General features: G+C 34.6%; 11 protein-coding genes, 7 tRNA genes, 1 rRNA gene and 1 other RNA gene. 1 reads left to right on the top strand and 19 read right to left on the bottom strand.

What is annotated here, in order from left to right; all coding sequences use genetic code 11:
- Positions 1-185 precede the first annotated feature (185 nt).
- The gene (locus tag HFD15_RS05535) at positions 186-1,808 is read left to right on the top strand and encodes a SulP family inorganic anion transporter (RefSeq protein WP_039114392.1); all 1,623 of its coding nucleotides are present in this window, start codon (positions 186-188) and stop codon (positions 1,806-1,808) included.
- Positions 1,809-1,888: 80 nt separating this feature from the next.
- Here the strand turns inward: HFD15_RS05535 and HFD15_RS05540 are convergent, their stop codons facing one another.
- From HFD15_RS05540 to HFD15_RS05630, 19 genes are all read right to left on the bottom strand, one after another.
- Positions 1,889-2,131, bottom strand: a complete 243-nt coding sequence (locus HFD15_RS05540; protein WP_021723183.1) for a TM2 domain-containing protein — start codon at positions 2,129-2,131, stop codon at positions 1,889-1,891.
- A 76-nt stretch (positions 2,132-2,207) separates the two neighbouring features.
- On the bottom strand, positions 2,208-2,657 hold the full coding sequence (locus tag HFD15_RS05545; protein ID WP_039114390.1) for a GNAT family N-acetyltransferase: 450 nt from the start codon (positions 2,655-2,657) through the stop codon (positions 2,208-2,210).
- Positions 2,658-2,975: 318 nt separating this feature from the next.
- Positions 2,976-3,168: non-coding RNA, 6S RNA (gene ssrS / locus HFD15_RS05550), on the bottom strand.
- Between the two features lie 105 nt (positions 3,169-3,273).
- Positions 3,274-4,431 (bottom strand): mannitol-1-phosphate 5-dehydrogenase, encoded by a 1,158-nt coding sequence (locus HFD15_RS05555; RefSeq protein WP_021723181.1) that lies wholly within the window; start codon positions 4,429-4,431, stop codon positions 3,274-3,276.
- Between the two features lie 137 nt (positions 4,432-4,568).
- Complete coding sequence (locus HFD15_RS05560) at positions 4,569-5,000, bottom strand: PTS sugar transporter subunit IIA (RefSeq protein ID WP_003132182.1); 432 nt, start codon at positions 4,998-5,000, stop codon at positions 4,569-4,571.
- Between the two features lie 48 nt (positions 5,001-5,048).
- Positions 5,049-6,986 (bottom strand): transcription antiterminator, encoded by a 1,938-nt coding sequence (locus HFD15_RS05565; RefSeq protein ID WP_167593266.1) that lies wholly within the window; start codon positions 6,984-6,986, stop codon positions 5,049-5,051.
- A gap of 59 nt (positions 6,987-7,045) precedes the next feature.
- Positions 7,046-8,869, bottom strand: a complete 1,824-nt coding sequence (locus HFD15_RS05570; RefSeq protein WP_058202945.1) for a PTS transporter subunit EIIC — start codon at positions 8,867-8,869, stop codon at positions 7,046-7,048.
- A gap of 149 nt (positions 8,870-9,018) precedes the next feature.
- Positions 9,019-9,092: transfer RNA gene (locus HFD15_RS05575), tRNA-Asn, on the bottom strand.
- A 6-nt stretch (positions 9,093-9,098) separates the two neighbouring features.
- Positions 9,099-9,214, bottom strand: a 5S ribosomal RNA gene (gene rrf / locus HFD15_RS05580).
- Positions 9,215-9,216: 2 nt separating this feature from the next.
- A tRNA-Ile gene (locus HFD15_RS05585) sits at positions 9,217-9,290 on the bottom strand.
- Positions 9,291-9,304: 14 nt separating this feature from the next.
- Positions 9,305-9,375: transfer RNA gene (locus HFD15_RS05590), tRNA-Gly, on the bottom strand.
- 11 nt (positions 9,376-9,386) lie between these two features.
- Positions 9,387-9,459 (bottom strand) — tRNA-Phe (locus HFD15_RS05595).
- 4 nt (positions 9,460-9,463) lie between these two features.
- Positions 9,464-9,537 (bottom strand) — tRNA-Met (locus HFD15_RS05600).
- Positions 9,538-9,547: 10 nt separating this feature from the next.
- Positions 9,548-9,637 (bottom strand) — tRNA-Ser (locus HFD15_RS05605).
- A gap of 5 nt (positions 9,638-9,642) precedes the next feature.
- A tRNA-Glu gene (locus HFD15_RS05610) sits at positions 9,643-9,714 on the bottom strand.
- A 221-nt stretch (positions 9,715-9,935) separates the two neighbouring features.
- A complete protein-coding gene (gene ftsH, locus HFD15_RS05615) occupies positions 9,936-12,023 on the bottom strand; it encodes an ATP-dependent zinc metalloprotease FtsH (RefSeq protein WP_003132177.1) in 2,088 nt (695 codons plus the stop codon).
- A gap of 205 nt (positions 12,024-12,228) precedes the next feature.
- Entirely contained in the window at positions 12,229-12,780 is a 552-nt protein-coding gene (hpt, locus tag HFD15_RS05620) for a hypoxanthine phosphoribosyltransferase (RefSeq protein WP_010905038.1), read from the bottom strand.
- Positions 12,761-14,032, bottom strand: coding sequence for a tRNA lysidine(34) synthetase TilS (tilS, locus tag HFD15_RS05625; protein WP_058208722.1), 1,272 nt, complete (start codon positions 14,030-14,032; stop codon positions 12,761-12,763). The genes hpt and tilS overlap by 20 nt, the downstream gene beginning before the upstream one ends.
- Complete coding sequence (locus tag HFD15_RS05630) at positions 14,029-15,378, bottom strand: serine hydrolase (protein ID WP_167593331.1); 1,350 nt, start codon at positions 15,376-15,378, stop codon at positions 14,029-14,031. Before HFD15_RS05630 ends, tilS begins: the two co-directional genes overlap by 4 nt.
- Positions 15,379-15,501: the final 123 nt, after the last annotated feature.

Below are 15,501 nucleotides of genomic sequence, written 5' to 3' on the forward strand. Positions count from 1 at the left end.
CTATCATCATTTTAGCAGTTATTCTTCTATTTTTCATTAGATATTAGTAAAAAATTTATTTTCTGGTTTTTTAATTACAAGAAATTTACCTAATCTTGATTTCATTTCGATTCCGATAATTATTTGATATGATTACTCATCTCTGTTATCATAGAATATTGTGATAAAAAATTAAAGGAATTATTATGATTAAACAATTTTTATGTATTATTAACTCAGAATTCAAAGACTACAACCGACGAAAATTCTTACAAGATTTGATGGCAGGAATTACTGTAGCCGCCGTTGCCCTCCCTCTAGCCCTTGCCTTCGGTGTATCAAGTGGTACAACAGCCGCAGCCGGACTTATAACAGCCATTGTTGCAGGTATAATTATTAGCTCACTTTCTGGAGCTTTCTATCAAATTTCTGGTCCAACAGGAGCAATGGCGGCTATTTTAATTTCACTCATTGGTAAATACGGAATGAATGGAATATTTATTGCTACTTTTATGGCAGGAATCTTTCTATTACTCGCTGGTATTTTCCGTTTAGGAAATTTAATTTCACTTATTCCCTCACCAGTAATAACAGGTTTTACTTCTGGTATTGCCATCATCATTGCCAGCGGACAAATTAAAAACTTTTTCGGAATAGAACATTTTACAGGTTCTTTTTTTGATTTAATGAAATTTATCTCTGGCTTACACATTGATTATCCTTCAACAATTATTGGACTTTTAACAATCTTATTAATGATTTTCTATCCTAAATCATGGGGTAAAAAATTCCCAGCTTCATTGTTGGCTATCCTTCTGTCAACTTTAGCAGTCCTTGCTCTAAAACTAGATATTCCTTTAGTAGGAAAAATTCCAACCACCCTTATTCCCCAAGCTCATCTACGTTTGACTGAATTGAATCTTCAAGATATGAAAACTCTACTTATCCCAGCCATAAGCATTACCGTACTTGGAATGACCGAAAGTCTCCTTTGTGGTGCCTCAGCAGGCCGTGCAACCAATCACCCAATGGACAATAACCAAGAACTCGTTGCTCAAGGAATCGGAAATATTTTCATTCCCTTTTTCGGAGGAATTCCAGCAACAGCCGCAATTGCTCGAACAAGTGTAGCTATAAAAGCAGGTGCTCAAACTCGCTTAACTGGTATTATTCACGCCCTTATTCTTCTCCTCTCAATGTTTCTATTTGCACCATTTATGACTCATATTCCACTAAGTGCCCTTGCTGGTGTTCTTATCATGACCGCCGTAAGAATGAACGAGTGGGAAGCCATTCGTTTCTTATTCAAAAATAAATTAAAAAGTGGAATCATCGAATTTTTTGTAACGATGATTATCACTGTTATTTTCGATTTAAGTACTGCAATATTAGCAGGAATCATTGTTGGTTTCTTACTCTTTATCGTAAAAATTTCCCAAATTGAGATTAATAGTTCACAAATTGAACCCGAACGAATCAGTCAAAATCATCATGAAGTATTTACTGATTGGACAGTTATTTATATCTCTGGCCCGCTTTTCTTTTTAAATAGTAGCAAGTTAAAACAAGCAATTGATGAACTTCCAGCAAATACTAATGTTGTTCTTTCTCTAAGAGGTGTACCAATGATTGACGTCACTTCTATAAAACTATTGATTGATATTTACAGTATTTTTCATAAGGAAGAACGCCAAATCGTCTTCGCCTCAATGAATCCTAAATTAAAAGAATCATTTAAGAGAACTGGACTTATTAGCATGGTTGGTGAAGAAGCCATTTACCCAAGTGTCAATCAATTCCTTTTAGATTTAGTTGATAAAAATAAATAAAAAATAGGCCAATAATTGGTCTATTTTTTATTTATAAACTCCTAAAAGAAATTTGAGAAAGAACTCAAATAGATGAGCTTTTATCTAGAATATCCACCATTAATAAATGTAATATCTTCAGTATCGTTATAAGTACTATAAGCCTTGACCAAGGCTACAATCCAATCGACAAAAGACCAAATGCCAAAAGTAGTCCAGTTGAATAACAATTTACAAATTCCCACTCCAATTTGTCCTCGCATAAAACGGTCAACTCCAAATCCCCCAAATAGAAAACTTCCTAACCATACAAACAAATGTTTGTTAACTGTTTTCGTTGTCATAATAACAATACTCCTATTAGCTTTTTACGTGGCTCAGTGCCTGCACGTTATTTTAAGTTGTTAAATAAAATCAACTTTATTCAACAACTTTTTTTAAAGTAAAGTTAACAAAATTTTGCCCTCGCAAGTGTACACAGTTCTTTTTTATTTCTTTATAGCCCATTTTTTCAAAGAAGGGCTTAGCAGTAATAGATGAATTAACCATAAAGCTAGTATAATTCGAACTTTTTTCTAAATCATTTAGAAGTTTTTGCCCTACTCCCTGCCTTTGATAGTCTGCACTAACATAAAATAAATCAATATATCCTTTATCATCAATGTTACCAAATCCTACTAACTGCTCATGATTAGAAATGACTCTGGCGTAGGTTTTGCCAAGATTATCATCAAATAACTCTGTGTCAACGTCAACCCAAGCTTTAACCTGTTCCAAAGTATAATCAGAAATATTTATTTCAAAAATAGTGTTTTTAAACAGATTAATAACTTCATCTAAATCTTTTGATTCATAATTTCTAATCAGCATAAATCTTTACTCCTTTTAGATTCATATCCTTTTACAAACAAAAAACTCATAGAAGTTAAACTATGGGCTTTCAAAATCGAAAGATAGTTTGAAGTACATATCTAGGTACAAACAAAGTTAGACTGACCTTTTATTATTAGTGTAAGGTCTACACATTTGAGGTATCTTTATTCTACAAAAATTATCCAACGAATAAATTAACAAAAATTGTTAACAAATAAATGCAAAAACAAATCTAAAGCTCTAAAGCCGTTCTATTTAACTATATAGTCCCGTAGCCTAGATTTATTATTGATTTGTCTAATTTTTGATACACAAAAAAACACTGATTGAATGCCGTATGCTCTTCCGTGTATTGAACCCGCTAAAACGCCAGGTGGGTGTTCTCGCTTCGCATCAGCTTCCCCTACTTTCGTTCGAGGTATTACGCTACCGAATGTCTCATGAACCCCTATGCAATACAAATATAGTCGGTCAAAAAAATGAAAGAGCTCGCACATTCCAGTGCTTTTTCTATGATTATATAATAACACTTTTTATCTTTTTTTTCAATAGAAAGCGGTTAAATTTTGAATCATAAATTGTATTAATAAAAAATCATCATCTCTCCCAAATTTTATTTTTTATAGTGATTAATAACCTTTTCGATTTCCAAAATCAACTTTTGATTGCTTAGACCAGTCACTTCTTCAATGAGCATTGGTAGTTCTGTTATTTTTAGTTTTTCTTGGAGTTGAATGGCTTGATCATCATTTTCATCATGGTAAGCAAAAATTTTTCCAACAATATCTAGATGATTTTGATAAGAAAGCTTACGATCGTTTAATTCTCTTATTGGACGAATAAAACGTTCATCATATCCTAATTTCCGAATAGGTGTTCTTGCCACGCGTGACACTTCATCAATAATTTCTGGATTAGAAAAGCGAGAAATGATTAGTTCATGATATTTAATTAACTCATCTTGCTTAAAATATTGAGCCCATTTTGCTAAAAGTAAAGCGCGTGTTTCTTTTTGAACTGCTTTTAGGATATTCAAAACTTCTTCATCCTGTAAACCTTCTAATATTGTTTTATAACCTTTATATGCGCTAGAATAGGCAACTGCAGCATGTCCTGAGTTTACAGAAAAAAGTTTACGCTCAATAAATGGTTCGAGGTCAGTTGTATAATGAACTCCTTCAAGTTTGATTTCTTTATTTTTTAAATGACTTGCATCTATTACCCACTCACTAAAAGGCTCTACCTCAACATAGAGAACATCTTTATGTTTTTGAGCAGGAACAATACGGTCAACTGCAGCATTAGGAAAACCAATAAATTTAGAAAGATAAAGTTTATCAGATTCCGACAGATAATCGGACACTTTTTCTTCCAAAAATTCAGAGCCCCCTATCATATTCTCACAGGCAATAATATCTAACGGGCTCTGAACCTTTTCTTCCTTACGTTTCTGAAGTCCTTTTGCAATAAGCTCAGCAATATAAGGCAAGACATTAGGACCAATCGCTGTTGTTAGAATATCAGCTTTTGCAATTGCTTCAATGACTGCCTCAGGATTCTCACTATTGTTAATACCAGAGACAGCTTTTACAGAAATTTTTTCATGTTCACTACTTGCAATCCCAATTTCATAGGAATGCCGATTATTAAGTTCGTCAATTATAGATTTATTTGTGTCAACAAAGTGAATATCAAATCCATTTTTACTCAAAATTTCACCTATGAAGCCACGTCCAATATTTCCTGCACCAAAATGTACTGCTTTTTTCATCTTACTTACTGCTCCTTTATTTAGAAAGTAAAAGTTCAAATAGAATCCTCTAAAATCCCTCTATATAAGCAATTGTAAGCTTTTACATTATGCTGGTAAATATAAAAAATGGCACTAAAAGCTGTGCCATTTTTTAATTAATTTTCAAAGTATTTTGCAATTTCTTCGATTGTTTGAGCATCAGCAAGTTTTACAACATTGTCAACGTCCGCGCAAAAAATTGAAATCTTTTGAATCAGCTCAAGATGCTCCTCTTTAATCCCCGCAATTCCAAATAGCATTGTGGCTATCTTAGGATTTTCTACTGTTCCAAAGTTTACACCACGAGGAACTTGAACAATGGCTACTCCTGTTTTTAAAACTTCTTTTTTTGATTCATCAGTTCCATGAGGAATTGCAATAAAGTTTCCCATATAGACTGACAATTCTCTATCTCGTTCAATCATTGCTGAGATATAGTTAGGTTTGACATAACCTCCATCAACCAACAAACTTCCACAATATTTTATGGCCTCTTCTTTATTTGAAAAGTTTTGATTAATTTTAATCAGACTTTTTTGAATTTCCATTTTAAAAATTACCTTTCTTGGTTTACTAGGTTTACAACTTATGTAAACCTAGTCATCATAATGTTTAACAGCTTCGATAATTATCTCTCTTAGTAACTCACTTACAATTTCATAATTTCCGGAATCGTATATCCTAGTATAAAGCTTGTTTTCAATAATTGAACTTGAGATTTTACCTAATAAAAAGGAAACATACTCTGGAACTTCTGGAGGCGCTAATAACAATAGAACTCGTCCAATTTGAATAGCCTGATGATCCATTGCTATTCCTTCAATTGGCTGACTTAAGTCAAAGATTTTAAAAATTGGGCTTGAGATTGATGAATGAACTGCGTGAAAGAGAGCAATTTTTGTTTCTGGAATTGCTAGATGTGTTTCTTTAAATCTTTCTTCCACCAAATGAATGAGTTCTCCACTATCCTCTGGGTTTACTCGCTGAATAATTTGTTTTACAGTATCATGTAATTCTGCCTTATTTTCAAGAGATAGGATTTCAAAAGATTTTAATATTTCATTGCCTATTGAAAATAAGTCATTGAGATTTAAAAAATTCTTTTCTTTTTCTGAATCAGAGGTAAGTGCTCGTGATTTTTGTTGAATCAACCTCAGCTGGTGACGAATATTTTCCAAATTCTTTTGATCTAGCATTGGATTGATGTAGAGGTAATCTAACTCTTTCTCTGTTGTAAAAATGACGTCATATTTTTCCTGAGTGATATGGATTGAACTTTGAATAAGTTCTATCTTTTTTAAGAAGGGAAAATTCTTTCTTAAATTACTCATGATAAATTCGCAAGAAATTCTTCCACGACTGCTGACAAGTGCGGCACTTAAAGGTAAAACTAGGTCACTGCGTTCAAGAGTCGCCACAAAGTGAAGACTTATAAAAGCAATTTCCATTTCTGAAAAATTCTTATCAAAGACCTCCCTTAATGATTCTTTGACTGTTTTATAAATTTCAGGATTATCTTTATTTATCTTTTTGATAAAATCATTTTCTTTTTTAGGAAAGAGGACTGGTAACATCTCTGATTCTTTGAGATGAGCATATAGTAAACCATATAAACGGTCATCTTTCCCAAATTCTATCTCAAGAATTGTTGAAACTTTATCAATGAGTTGGCGAATTTTATAAGAAAAATCGGTATCAAATTTTTCCATAAATAGCAGCTCTCTTCCAAAGCCAAAATATAAAATATCATAAACTGATGCAAGATAAGTGATCTCAGAAACAACAAATTTTGTTACTGGCAACTCTGTCAGTAACTTATTGACAAAGTTTAAGGCTTGCTTACTTGGTCTGCCCAGAGTTTCACTACTGACAGAATACCCCTCATCCAAACGCAGCAAAACAACTAAGCAAAAAAGTTGCATTAAAACTTTGACTTTGTCAGTCATTTTTTCAGGTAAATCTATACGTTTAAAAGCCTCATTAACTTGCTTAAATTTATTTAAATCTATTATTCTTAAAATTTTATTGTTAGAAAGTTGATTAAGAAGTAGTTCCTGAATGCTTGCTGAATTATAAATCACTGCCACAAATACTGGACGAATATTTTCTTCTGCCCCTTTAAGTTTTAAGCCACGATCTCGGATTAGTACTAGTTCATTTTCAAACAGAGCTTGCTCAATTTGCTTCAAATCACTAGTTACTGTCGGTTGACTAATTCCAAAATAATCTGTTAGAGAAGCGATAGATGCTTTATTTTCAATTAATAAAAGCAACTCACCATACAAACGTTCACTTATCGAATAGTCTATTAATTCATGAGCTTGAGTAAGTTGATTGATATCCCCTTTCAAAAAATAGCCTTCATCAGTATTTTCCAAACTGATATTTTCTGGTAAAGACTTTTGTAAATTGTTCAAATCGCGATAAAGCGTTCTGCGACTTGTATCTGTAATTTCCATCATTTCTGCTATCGTAAGCTTTCCACGTTTCAAAAATGTCTGGATTAATTTTTGCTCACGACTTGTTAAAAACATAAAAATTCCTTTTTTAAAATTCTACTCATAACTAGACTGCCCATTAACAGCTAGTATTTTTATTTGTTCATCCGTTTCACCATATTGATGTATTCAGGAGTAGTAATTAATGACTCAACAAAAAGATGTTGAGCATTTGGAGCTTCGTTTTTTACACTTGTCGTAAATTCTTTTGTTGAAACAATCATGATATTTTTGGCATTAAATGCTCCTAAACCAATAAATTCAACATCAGAAATAGGAATTTTAACACCATGCATCTGGAATATTGCTTTTAGTGTTTCTTTGCCCATTGTATTTGAACCAATATGTAAATCATCATGAGCAAAGACAACTTCATCAATTTGGTTCAAGTCTATCTCATTTTTACTGACAGGTCTGTCAGTAATTATTGTTTGATTTGTATCATTATCAGTAGTCAATAAACTACTGATAATTTCATCATAGCGAGGTGAATTGAGGAAATTAGCCACTGAGTATCTGATTGCTTCAGGAGCCATTATCGCAGCTCGTGGAGCAAGTTCATCTTGTGTCACAACAATTGTGTCAGAGCCTGCTTTTAAGTTAGCTATAGCGACATTAGTAACATCTTGTAGCAAACCTGCTTTCTTAGCTTTATTCCTCAAAATAGAGGCTCCCATTGCCGATGAACCCATTCCTGCATCACAAGCAAAGATAATATGATTAATCGTAGAGAAATCGACTTGGTCAGTAATATTATTGCTGACAGAAACTTGTCCTTTACTGACAGCTTTATCTGCAGCTACACCTACTTTTGCATTCTCAAAAGCAGAATCATCAATCATTGATTTATCCCGTTTTAAAATAAAAGATGCAACTAGAAATGAAACAATTGCTGCCACAGCTATTCCTGACCAGACACATAAGACATTTACAAAACCACCCGCTGATTTAGCTGATGCCATTCCTGTGATTGCAATAATTGAACCAGGAGAAGCAGGAGCCGCAAGACCCGAACCTAGTAAATTATTTGTCAAGGTTCCTGATACCCCACCTGCCATCACAGCAAAAAAGAGCGCAGGTTTCATCATGACATAAGGAAAATAGATTTCGTGTATACCACCGACAAATTGAATCAAAATCGCACCAGGTGCCGTCGCTTTAGCTGAACCCTTACCAAAAAGCATAAAAGCAATCAGAATTCCAAGTCCTGGTCCAGGATTTGCTTCTAGTAAAAATAGAAGTGATTTTCCATTTTCAGAAACTTGCTGAATTCCCAATGGCGATAAAATCCCTTGATTGATTGCATTATTTAAAAATAATATTTTTGCTGGCTCAATAAAAAGATTAGCAAGGGGAATCAAATGATTAGCAATTAAAAAGTCGACCCCATGTCCCATCACGTCGGTTAACCAAGCTACAAGTGGACCAACCACTTTTACAGCAAAAAGTGCAAGTCCAAATCCAACTAAACCAGCTGAGAAATTATTAATCAACATTTCTAGACCTGCTTTAATATGCGGTTGAACATAGTCATCAAATTTTTTTATTACCCAAGCACCAAAAGGACCCAAAATCATTGCACCTAAAATCATAGGAACGTTTCCTTTAGTGTTTAGACCTCCTAGAGAAAGACTAGCTGTGGCAATAATTGAACCGAAAGTCGCAATTGCACCAACCACTCCTCCACGATGTTCATAAATATTTTTTCCACCAGTGTAACCAATCATTAGGGGAATAAGAAAAGCAAGCATCGGACTAACCATTGCTGCAAATGTTTTATTAGGGGTAAAACCATCAGGAATGAAGAACATCGTCAACACCCCCCAGGCAATCAAAATAGGAATATTTGGCATTACCATATTTGATAATGCGGTACCAAGTTTTTGCACTCGTACTTTTAAGTTTACAGTATCAGTCATTTCAGACTCCTTTACATAGTAACTAGTATAATTATATTGTAACCGCTACCAATAAAGCTGTAAATAAAAACCTTGACACAAAATGGCGTGCCAAGATTTATTGATGATATTTATAAAATAAAAAAAGTCACCCTTAGGTGACTTAGTTACTGCGGATGTCAGACTCGAACTGACGACATCATGATTAACAGTCATGCGCTACTACCAACTGAGCTAATCCGCAATGTAAACTTGGCATCGTCTTTATCTCCCAGGGGGCAACCCCCAAGTACTTCCAGCGCAAAAGGACTTGACTTCTGTGTTCGACATGGGAACAGGTATATCTCCTATGCAATAAATACCAAATATGGGAATTCCAGGATTCGAACCTGGGACCCCTGCGTTATCAACACAGTGCTCTAACCAACTGAGCTAAACTCCCAAAATATTAAGTTAAGCGGATGACGAGAATCGAACTCGCGTAGCCAGCTTGGAAGGCTGGGGTTCTACCATTAAACTACATCCGCTAAATAAGGAATGGCGCGAGACGGAATCGAACCGCCGACACATGGAGCTTCAATCCATTGCTCTACCAACTGAGCTACCGAGCCAAAATTGCGGGAATAGGATTTGAACCTATGACCTTCGGGTTATGAGCCCGACGAGCTACCTAGCTGCTCCATCCCGCGATAATTAAAAAGGAGGATGTGGGATTCGAACCCACGCACGCTTTTACACGCCTGACGGTTTTCAAGACCGTTCCCTTCAGCCGGACTTGGGTAATCCTCCAGATATAGTCCGTACGGGATTCGAACCCGTGTTACCGCCGTGAAAAGGCGGTGTCTTAACCCCTTGACCAACGGACCATATATTGTTGTACTGTCTCAAACAGTACTTTTCTATTATACACTTTTATATTTTTTTGTCAAGAATAAACTGTGTTATCTTTTCAAAATAATATTTTAGATGAATAATAAGAAAGTCAGTCGTCTCAAACGACAACTATTTAATTATATCAAAATATTATTTTTTGTCAAGAATAAACTAGACCATTTATTCTAAAACATAAAAAAAAAGAAAAACAGCCTTATTCGGCTGTTTCATCTTCTGATTTTTCCTTATTTTCTTCTGGTTTAGAATCTGTTTTTTCATCACCATTATAGATATTAATGTTTGAAAAATCATCAACATTCGCATTTGCATCTTTGAGAGATTCTTCAAATGTTTTTGGTTCTGGTACTTCTGCTGCCGCTGCTTCATCAGGCATTTTTCCTGTTTTGAAGAGTGACATGATTTGTTTCGCATCAAGTGTTTCATATTTAAGCAGAGCTTCCGCAATTGCTTTATGTTGCTCACGGTGTGTTTCAATTGCTTCTTTAGCACGGTCATAAGCTTCACCGAGAATACGACGCACTTCATCATCAATCATAACAGCAGTTGCTTCTGAGTAAGTCTTAGTTTGACCATAGTCGCGACCAATAAATACTTGATGGTCTCCTTCATAAGATACCATACCAAGTTTCTTAGACATCCCATATTCAGTTACCATTGAACGAGCAATGTGTGTTGCTTTTTCGATATCATTTGATGCCCCTGGAGTAGCTACACCAAAGACAATTTCTTCACCAAGTCGTCCACCCATAAGGCTGGCAAGTTGGTCTTGAAGATGGAAATTAGTTGGTTGCATGATTTCTTCATCTGGAAGAGCAAGCATGTAACCACCGATGCGTCCACGTGGAACAACGGTAACTTTACGAACAGTAGATCCATTTTCAAGAACGAGTCCAACAATAGCGTGACCTGCTTCGTGGTAAGCCACGATCTCACGTTCGCGCATTGATTGAATACGATCTTTCTTAGCTGGACCAGCCATTGCACGGTCCATTCCTTCATCAATGTCAGCAGCATTGATTTCTTTTTTATTTTGACGTGCAGCAACAAGTGCAGCTTCATTCAAAACATTTTCCAAATCAGCTCCGACATAGCCTGGAGTTTGTGTAGCAACATTGTGCAAATCAACATCACTTGCTAAAGGTTTGTTTTTAGCATGAACTTTAAGAACGGCTTCACGACCTTTAACATCTGGAGCTCCGACCAAGACTTTACGGTCAAAACGACCTGGACGTAAAAGCGCTGGGTCAAGCACATCTGAACGGTTAGTTGCAGCAATAACGATTACTGAGTTGCCATCATCTTGGAAACCATCCATTTCAACGAGCAATTGGTTAAGGGTTTGTTCACGTTCATCGTTACCACCACCAAGACCTGCACCACGTTGACGACCAACAGCATCAATTTCATCAATAAAGATAATTGATGGTGCAGTTTTCTTAGCATTTTCAAATAAGTCACGGACACGTGAGGCACCAACACCGACAAACATTTCAACGAAATCAGAACCTGAGATACTATAGAAAGGAACTCCTGCTTCACCGGCAACAGCCTTAGCAAGCAATGTTTTACCTGTACCTGGAGGGCCTTCAAGAAGAACACCTGCTGGGATACGAGCTCCTAAATCATGATATTTTTTCGGATTTTTAAGGAAATCAACAACTTCTACAAGCTCTTGTTTTTCCTCTTCAGAACCGGCAACGTCAGCAAAACGAACTTTAGATGTTTTACCATCTTGTTGTTTAGCACGAGATTTACCGAAGGACATCGGATTTCCACCGCCGCCTCCGCCACGAGCGCCCATTCCGCCCATCATGAGCCAGAATATACCAACAAATAGAAGCATTGGAATGATGTATGAGAGAATTTGAACCCACATACCACTTGATGAAGCTTGAACAACACTAAGTTTTACATCATTACTTTTAGCTGCATTTTGGATATCCTTGACAACACTGTCAGTTGGAATAATATAAGCTTGGAAGTTTTTAACTTCACTACTAGAATTGCCTAAAAGTGGGAAATTATTTGTTCCTTTTACTTTTACAGGTTCTTTATATTCACCTGTTACAGTAATTAAGCTATCAGAAGGTTGCATTGTGACGTTTTCAATCTTGTTACCGTCAAGTTTCGTCATCAATTGTGAATAGCTAATTTTATCCACGCTTGATTGATTACTACTGAAGAAGAAATTGAAACCGACAACAACAACAATAGCCAAGATTACCCACATCAAGATATTTTTTACAAAATTTCCTTGTTTTGGTTGTTTGTTGTTATTCATATTTTCCTTATCTTTTGTTTATTTATTATTAGAAAAGCCAAGAATTTACTTCTTAGTATCACTGGTAATAAAGGATACAGGCTAGTCAATAACAGCTATACCTAGTTATAGCATATTTCCTTTTGGAATGCTAATAGTAAGTATTGGTCAGAGATTTTTTCATACTTTAGTCTGAGAAAAACTTTAGATGACTAAAATCAACGAATTATTTGTTATAAACTTCTGGTTTTAAAACTCCGACATATGGAAGATTACGATAGTTTTCTTCGTAGTCCAAACCAAATCCAACAACAAATTCATTAGGAATTGTAAAACCTGAATAATCTGGTTTAATTTCAACAATTCGTCCTTCTGGTTTGTCAAGAAGTGTTACAATTTTTACGTTTGCTCCACGATGTTCCAAAAGTTCTTTTAGATATTTTAAAGTACGACCAGTATCGATAATATCTTCAACAATTAAAATATCACGACCTTTGACTGCTGTATCAACATCTAGGATTAATTTTACTTCACCAGAAGATTTTGTTCCGCCGTGATAACTTGATACAGTCATAAAGTCAGTTTCTAAGTGACAATCAATATGTTTGATTAATTCAGCTAAGAAAGGAACTGAACCGCGAAGAATTCCTAAGACTAATGGATTTTTTCCTTCGTATTCTTTTGTTAATATTTCTCCAAGTTCTTTGGATTTTTCTATAATTTCTTCTTCTGAAACTAATACTTTTTCAATGGCCTTATCAAGATTTTTTTCGAGCATCGTTGATTTCCTCTCCTATACTGGGTTTGACCCATAATATTCTTCTAATTTTATCATTTTTGAGCATTTTACTCAAATCAGAACACGCAAGACCGACAATGGCATAGAGTTTTTTATCAACGAAGATAAGTGGATTCTCTCGGGCCTTTAATGGAACTTTGTTATCAATAAAAAACTTGCGTAATTTTTTATGATGACCATTGATTAGAATTTGATCCCCAGGCTGGCGTTTACGAATTTCAATTTCCCCTTCAAGAGGCAAATAAACTTCCATAAATGATTCATCTTGCGGATTTTCACTTACAATCTCTACTGAATCCTCCCTTTCAAGTTGAATTTTTTCAAGATAAAAGAAATCTTTAGTCTTCACAAAATAAAATTCCTTATTCAATTTTGCGAAATATTGTTGAGGACGATTGATAATATGAAGTAATTCTGCAAATTTTTTCTTACTTACTTCTATTTCTGGATATTGAGCAAAAAATGCTTGTAAGATAAAATGTTGTAATTCTTTTGTTTGGGAGATAAATTTTTCAGATGATATTTTTTCATCAACAATTTTAAGTTCCGAAATTTTTTGATTAATTACTGCCAAAGCCATTTTAATTTCCGTGCTCAAATCACTGATTGATTGTGAAAATTGAGGATTTTCTTTTGTTAATTCTGGAATTAGTTGATTACGTATTCTATTTCTAAAATAATCTAGTCCTTGATTTGTTGAATCTTCATAATAGGTTTGTGCATCAAGTTCTTCTTTTGTAAATTTCAATAAAGGTCTGATTAATTGACCACCTGCAAAAGGTTGACGGTCAGCAATACCCTGCAAACTTCTCAAAGGACGTCCTGCAATTTGACGCATTAATACCGTTTCAACAAGATCTCCTTGATGATGAGCTGTCAGCAAAATATTGTAATTTTCTCTTATCATTAGCTTTTCAAAAAACTGATAACGGAAATCACGTGCATTTTTTTCTGTAAACTCTCCTGTAAACTTGTCAACATAAATTGGTACTTTAAGTTTTGTTGCCATTTCTCGAAGAGCAATTTCTTCAAACTTTGACTCTTCTCGTAAGCCATGATTAATGTGAGCCAGTCCCAGTTCAATACCGAGAACTTCTTTTAAATCATAGAGCCAGTTAAAAAGAGTCATTGAGTCTTTACCACCTGATAAAGCCAATAATATTTTTGAATCTTTATCAAAATAGTGTTCATCTTTGACTATTTTTAAAAATTTACGTTGAGCTGGTGTCATTTCATAACTCCATAAACATCTTGAGAAATTGCTTTTATTTCATCATCAGTTGCCCCATCAGTTTCAATCACCAAAAGATATGGTTTACTTGCAAATACAATGGCTGCATCATGATTATCTGTATCTGCCCCACCAATTTTGTGAGCAACCGATATATTTTTAGGAACGCCTGCTCTAATTTTAACATCATCAAAAGAGGTATCAAATAAAGCGTTAAAGGAAGCCCCTCCTTCATTATAAAGAGCTTCTAGCATTCTACCTACCATTTGAGCTGAGGCATTTCGCTCTTTTGGATTCCACTCTTGTCCAGCAATCCTATTTATTTCTTTTTGATAGTTTGGATTTAACTCCTGGGTTTCATAATAGGCGAGCATATTACTTCCGACATTGTCTGAGAGTTTGGCTGTTCTATTGATAACATCCTGAAGACTGTAATATTTATTATCTGCTGTTTTTGGTAAATTTCCAGTTCCTTCTGGTTTATAACTTCCATAAAAAGTATTAATGGCTGGGGTGTACAATAGTTTGTCATCAAGTGAAGCCAAACCTTCATTAAGTCGTTTTTGAGTCCAATAAAGAATTGGAATTTTAGAAAGACTCGCTGAATACATTTTCTGTTCTTGGTTTACACCAGCTGTAAACTTATCGTCAAGTTCTTTGACATAGATTGAATACTTTTTGTCATTGTATTTCTGATTCAATAATGCCTGAACTTGTTTGATTTTGGGATTTTCCAAAGAAATATCATTTTCTGAAACCCAACCCGTTTGGCCATTATCCAAAGATACTTCGTAGTAAGTTCCCCAGTTAGTCTTAGCCATTTTATCAGCAGAAAGTTGATGTGTACCACTTAAATTTGTCATTATTTGATTATCATAAGTGGTTACGGGGTTGTAAAATACATTGACACTTTTATCAGTATATATTGTTGTATTTGTTGACTCTCTAGAAATTGTAAGATCTGATATCACAGCTTTTTTGTCAGTAGAAATATACTTTCCTGTCTTTAACTTAAAGGATTTCCCAACGATTTCGGCAATATCTAATTGTGTCTTAGCTGGAATTTTACCAACTGATTTAGTAAGGTTTGAGTCCTCATAAGTTGTTAATTCTTGATAAGTCACTGCTCTTTGGGGGATTGAAGTCCAAGTTTCAGTTTCTTTTTCTTTGTCTGTAACTTTGTCAGCTGCAACAATATTTTTTGATTTACTGACCTTTTTGTCAGCAAAATATCTTGTTTGTGAAAAAGCAAAAAAGCCTGTGATAATCATTAAAAGCATCACCAAGGCTACTCCACTATTAATTTTTGTTCTCTGTTTTTGCATGATTAAAACCTTGCCCAACATCTTATCCATTCCATAGAATAATTTCTGTTGTAATCTTTATCTTTTTAATTCCTAGAATTTTTCATAAAATAGGTGCTATTTTTAGTCAATAGAATAGTCAAAGAAAAAACTAAATAATATTTT

Origin of the sequence: Lactococcus sp. EKM203L (assembly GCF_011800585.1) — a bacterium.
GTDB classification, from domain to species: Bacteria; Bacillota; Bacilli; order Lactobacillales; family Streptococcaceae; genus Lactococcus; species Lactococcus lactis.

Excerpts from the sequence above, each read along its gene's own strand:
- HFD15_RS05535 (WP_039114392.1), top strand. The coding sequence starts at position 186 with ATGATTAAACAATTTTTATGTATTATTAACTCAGAATTCAAAGACTAC.
- HFD15_RS05540 (WP_021723183.1), bottom strand. The coding sequence starts at position 2,131 with ATGACAACGAAAACAGTTAACAAACATTTGTTTGTATGGTTAGGAAGT.
- HFD15_RS05545 (WP_039114390.1), bottom strand. The coding sequence starts at position 2,657 with ATGCTGATTAGAAATTATGAATCAAAAGATTTAGATGAAGTTATTAAT.
- HFD15_RS05555 (WP_021723181.1), bottom strand. The coding sequence starts at position 4,431 with ATGAAAAAAGCAGTACATTTTGGTGCAGGAAATATTGGACGTGGCTTC.
- HFD15_RS05560 (WP_003132182.1), bottom strand. The coding sequence starts at position 5,000 with ATGGAAATTCAAAAAAGTCTGATTAAAATTAATCAAAACTTTTCAAAT.
- HFD15_RS05565 (WP_167593266.1), bottom strand. The coding sequence starts at position 6,986 with ATGTTTTTAACAAGTCGTGAGCAAAAATTAATCCAGACATTTTTGAAA.
- HFD15_RS05570 (WP_058202945.1), bottom strand. The coding sequence starts at position 8,869 with ATGACTGATACTGTAAACTTAAAAGTACGAGTGCAAAAACTTGGTACC.
- ftsH (WP_003132177.1), bottom strand. The coding sequence starts at position 12,023 with ATGAATAACAACAAACAACCAAAACAAGGAAATTTTGTAAAAAATATC.
- hpt (WP_010905038.1), bottom strand. The coding sequence starts at position 12,780 with ATGCTCGAAAAAAATCTTGATAAGGCCATTGAAAAAGTATTAGTTTCA.
- tilS (WP_058208722.1), bottom strand. The coding sequence starts at position 14,032 with ATGACACCAGCTCAACGTAAATTTTTAAAAATAGTCAAAGATGAACAC.
- HFD15_RS05630 (WP_167593331.1), bottom strand. The coding sequence starts at position 15,378 with ATGTTGGGCAAGGTTTTAATCATGCAAAAACAGAGAACAAAAATTAAT.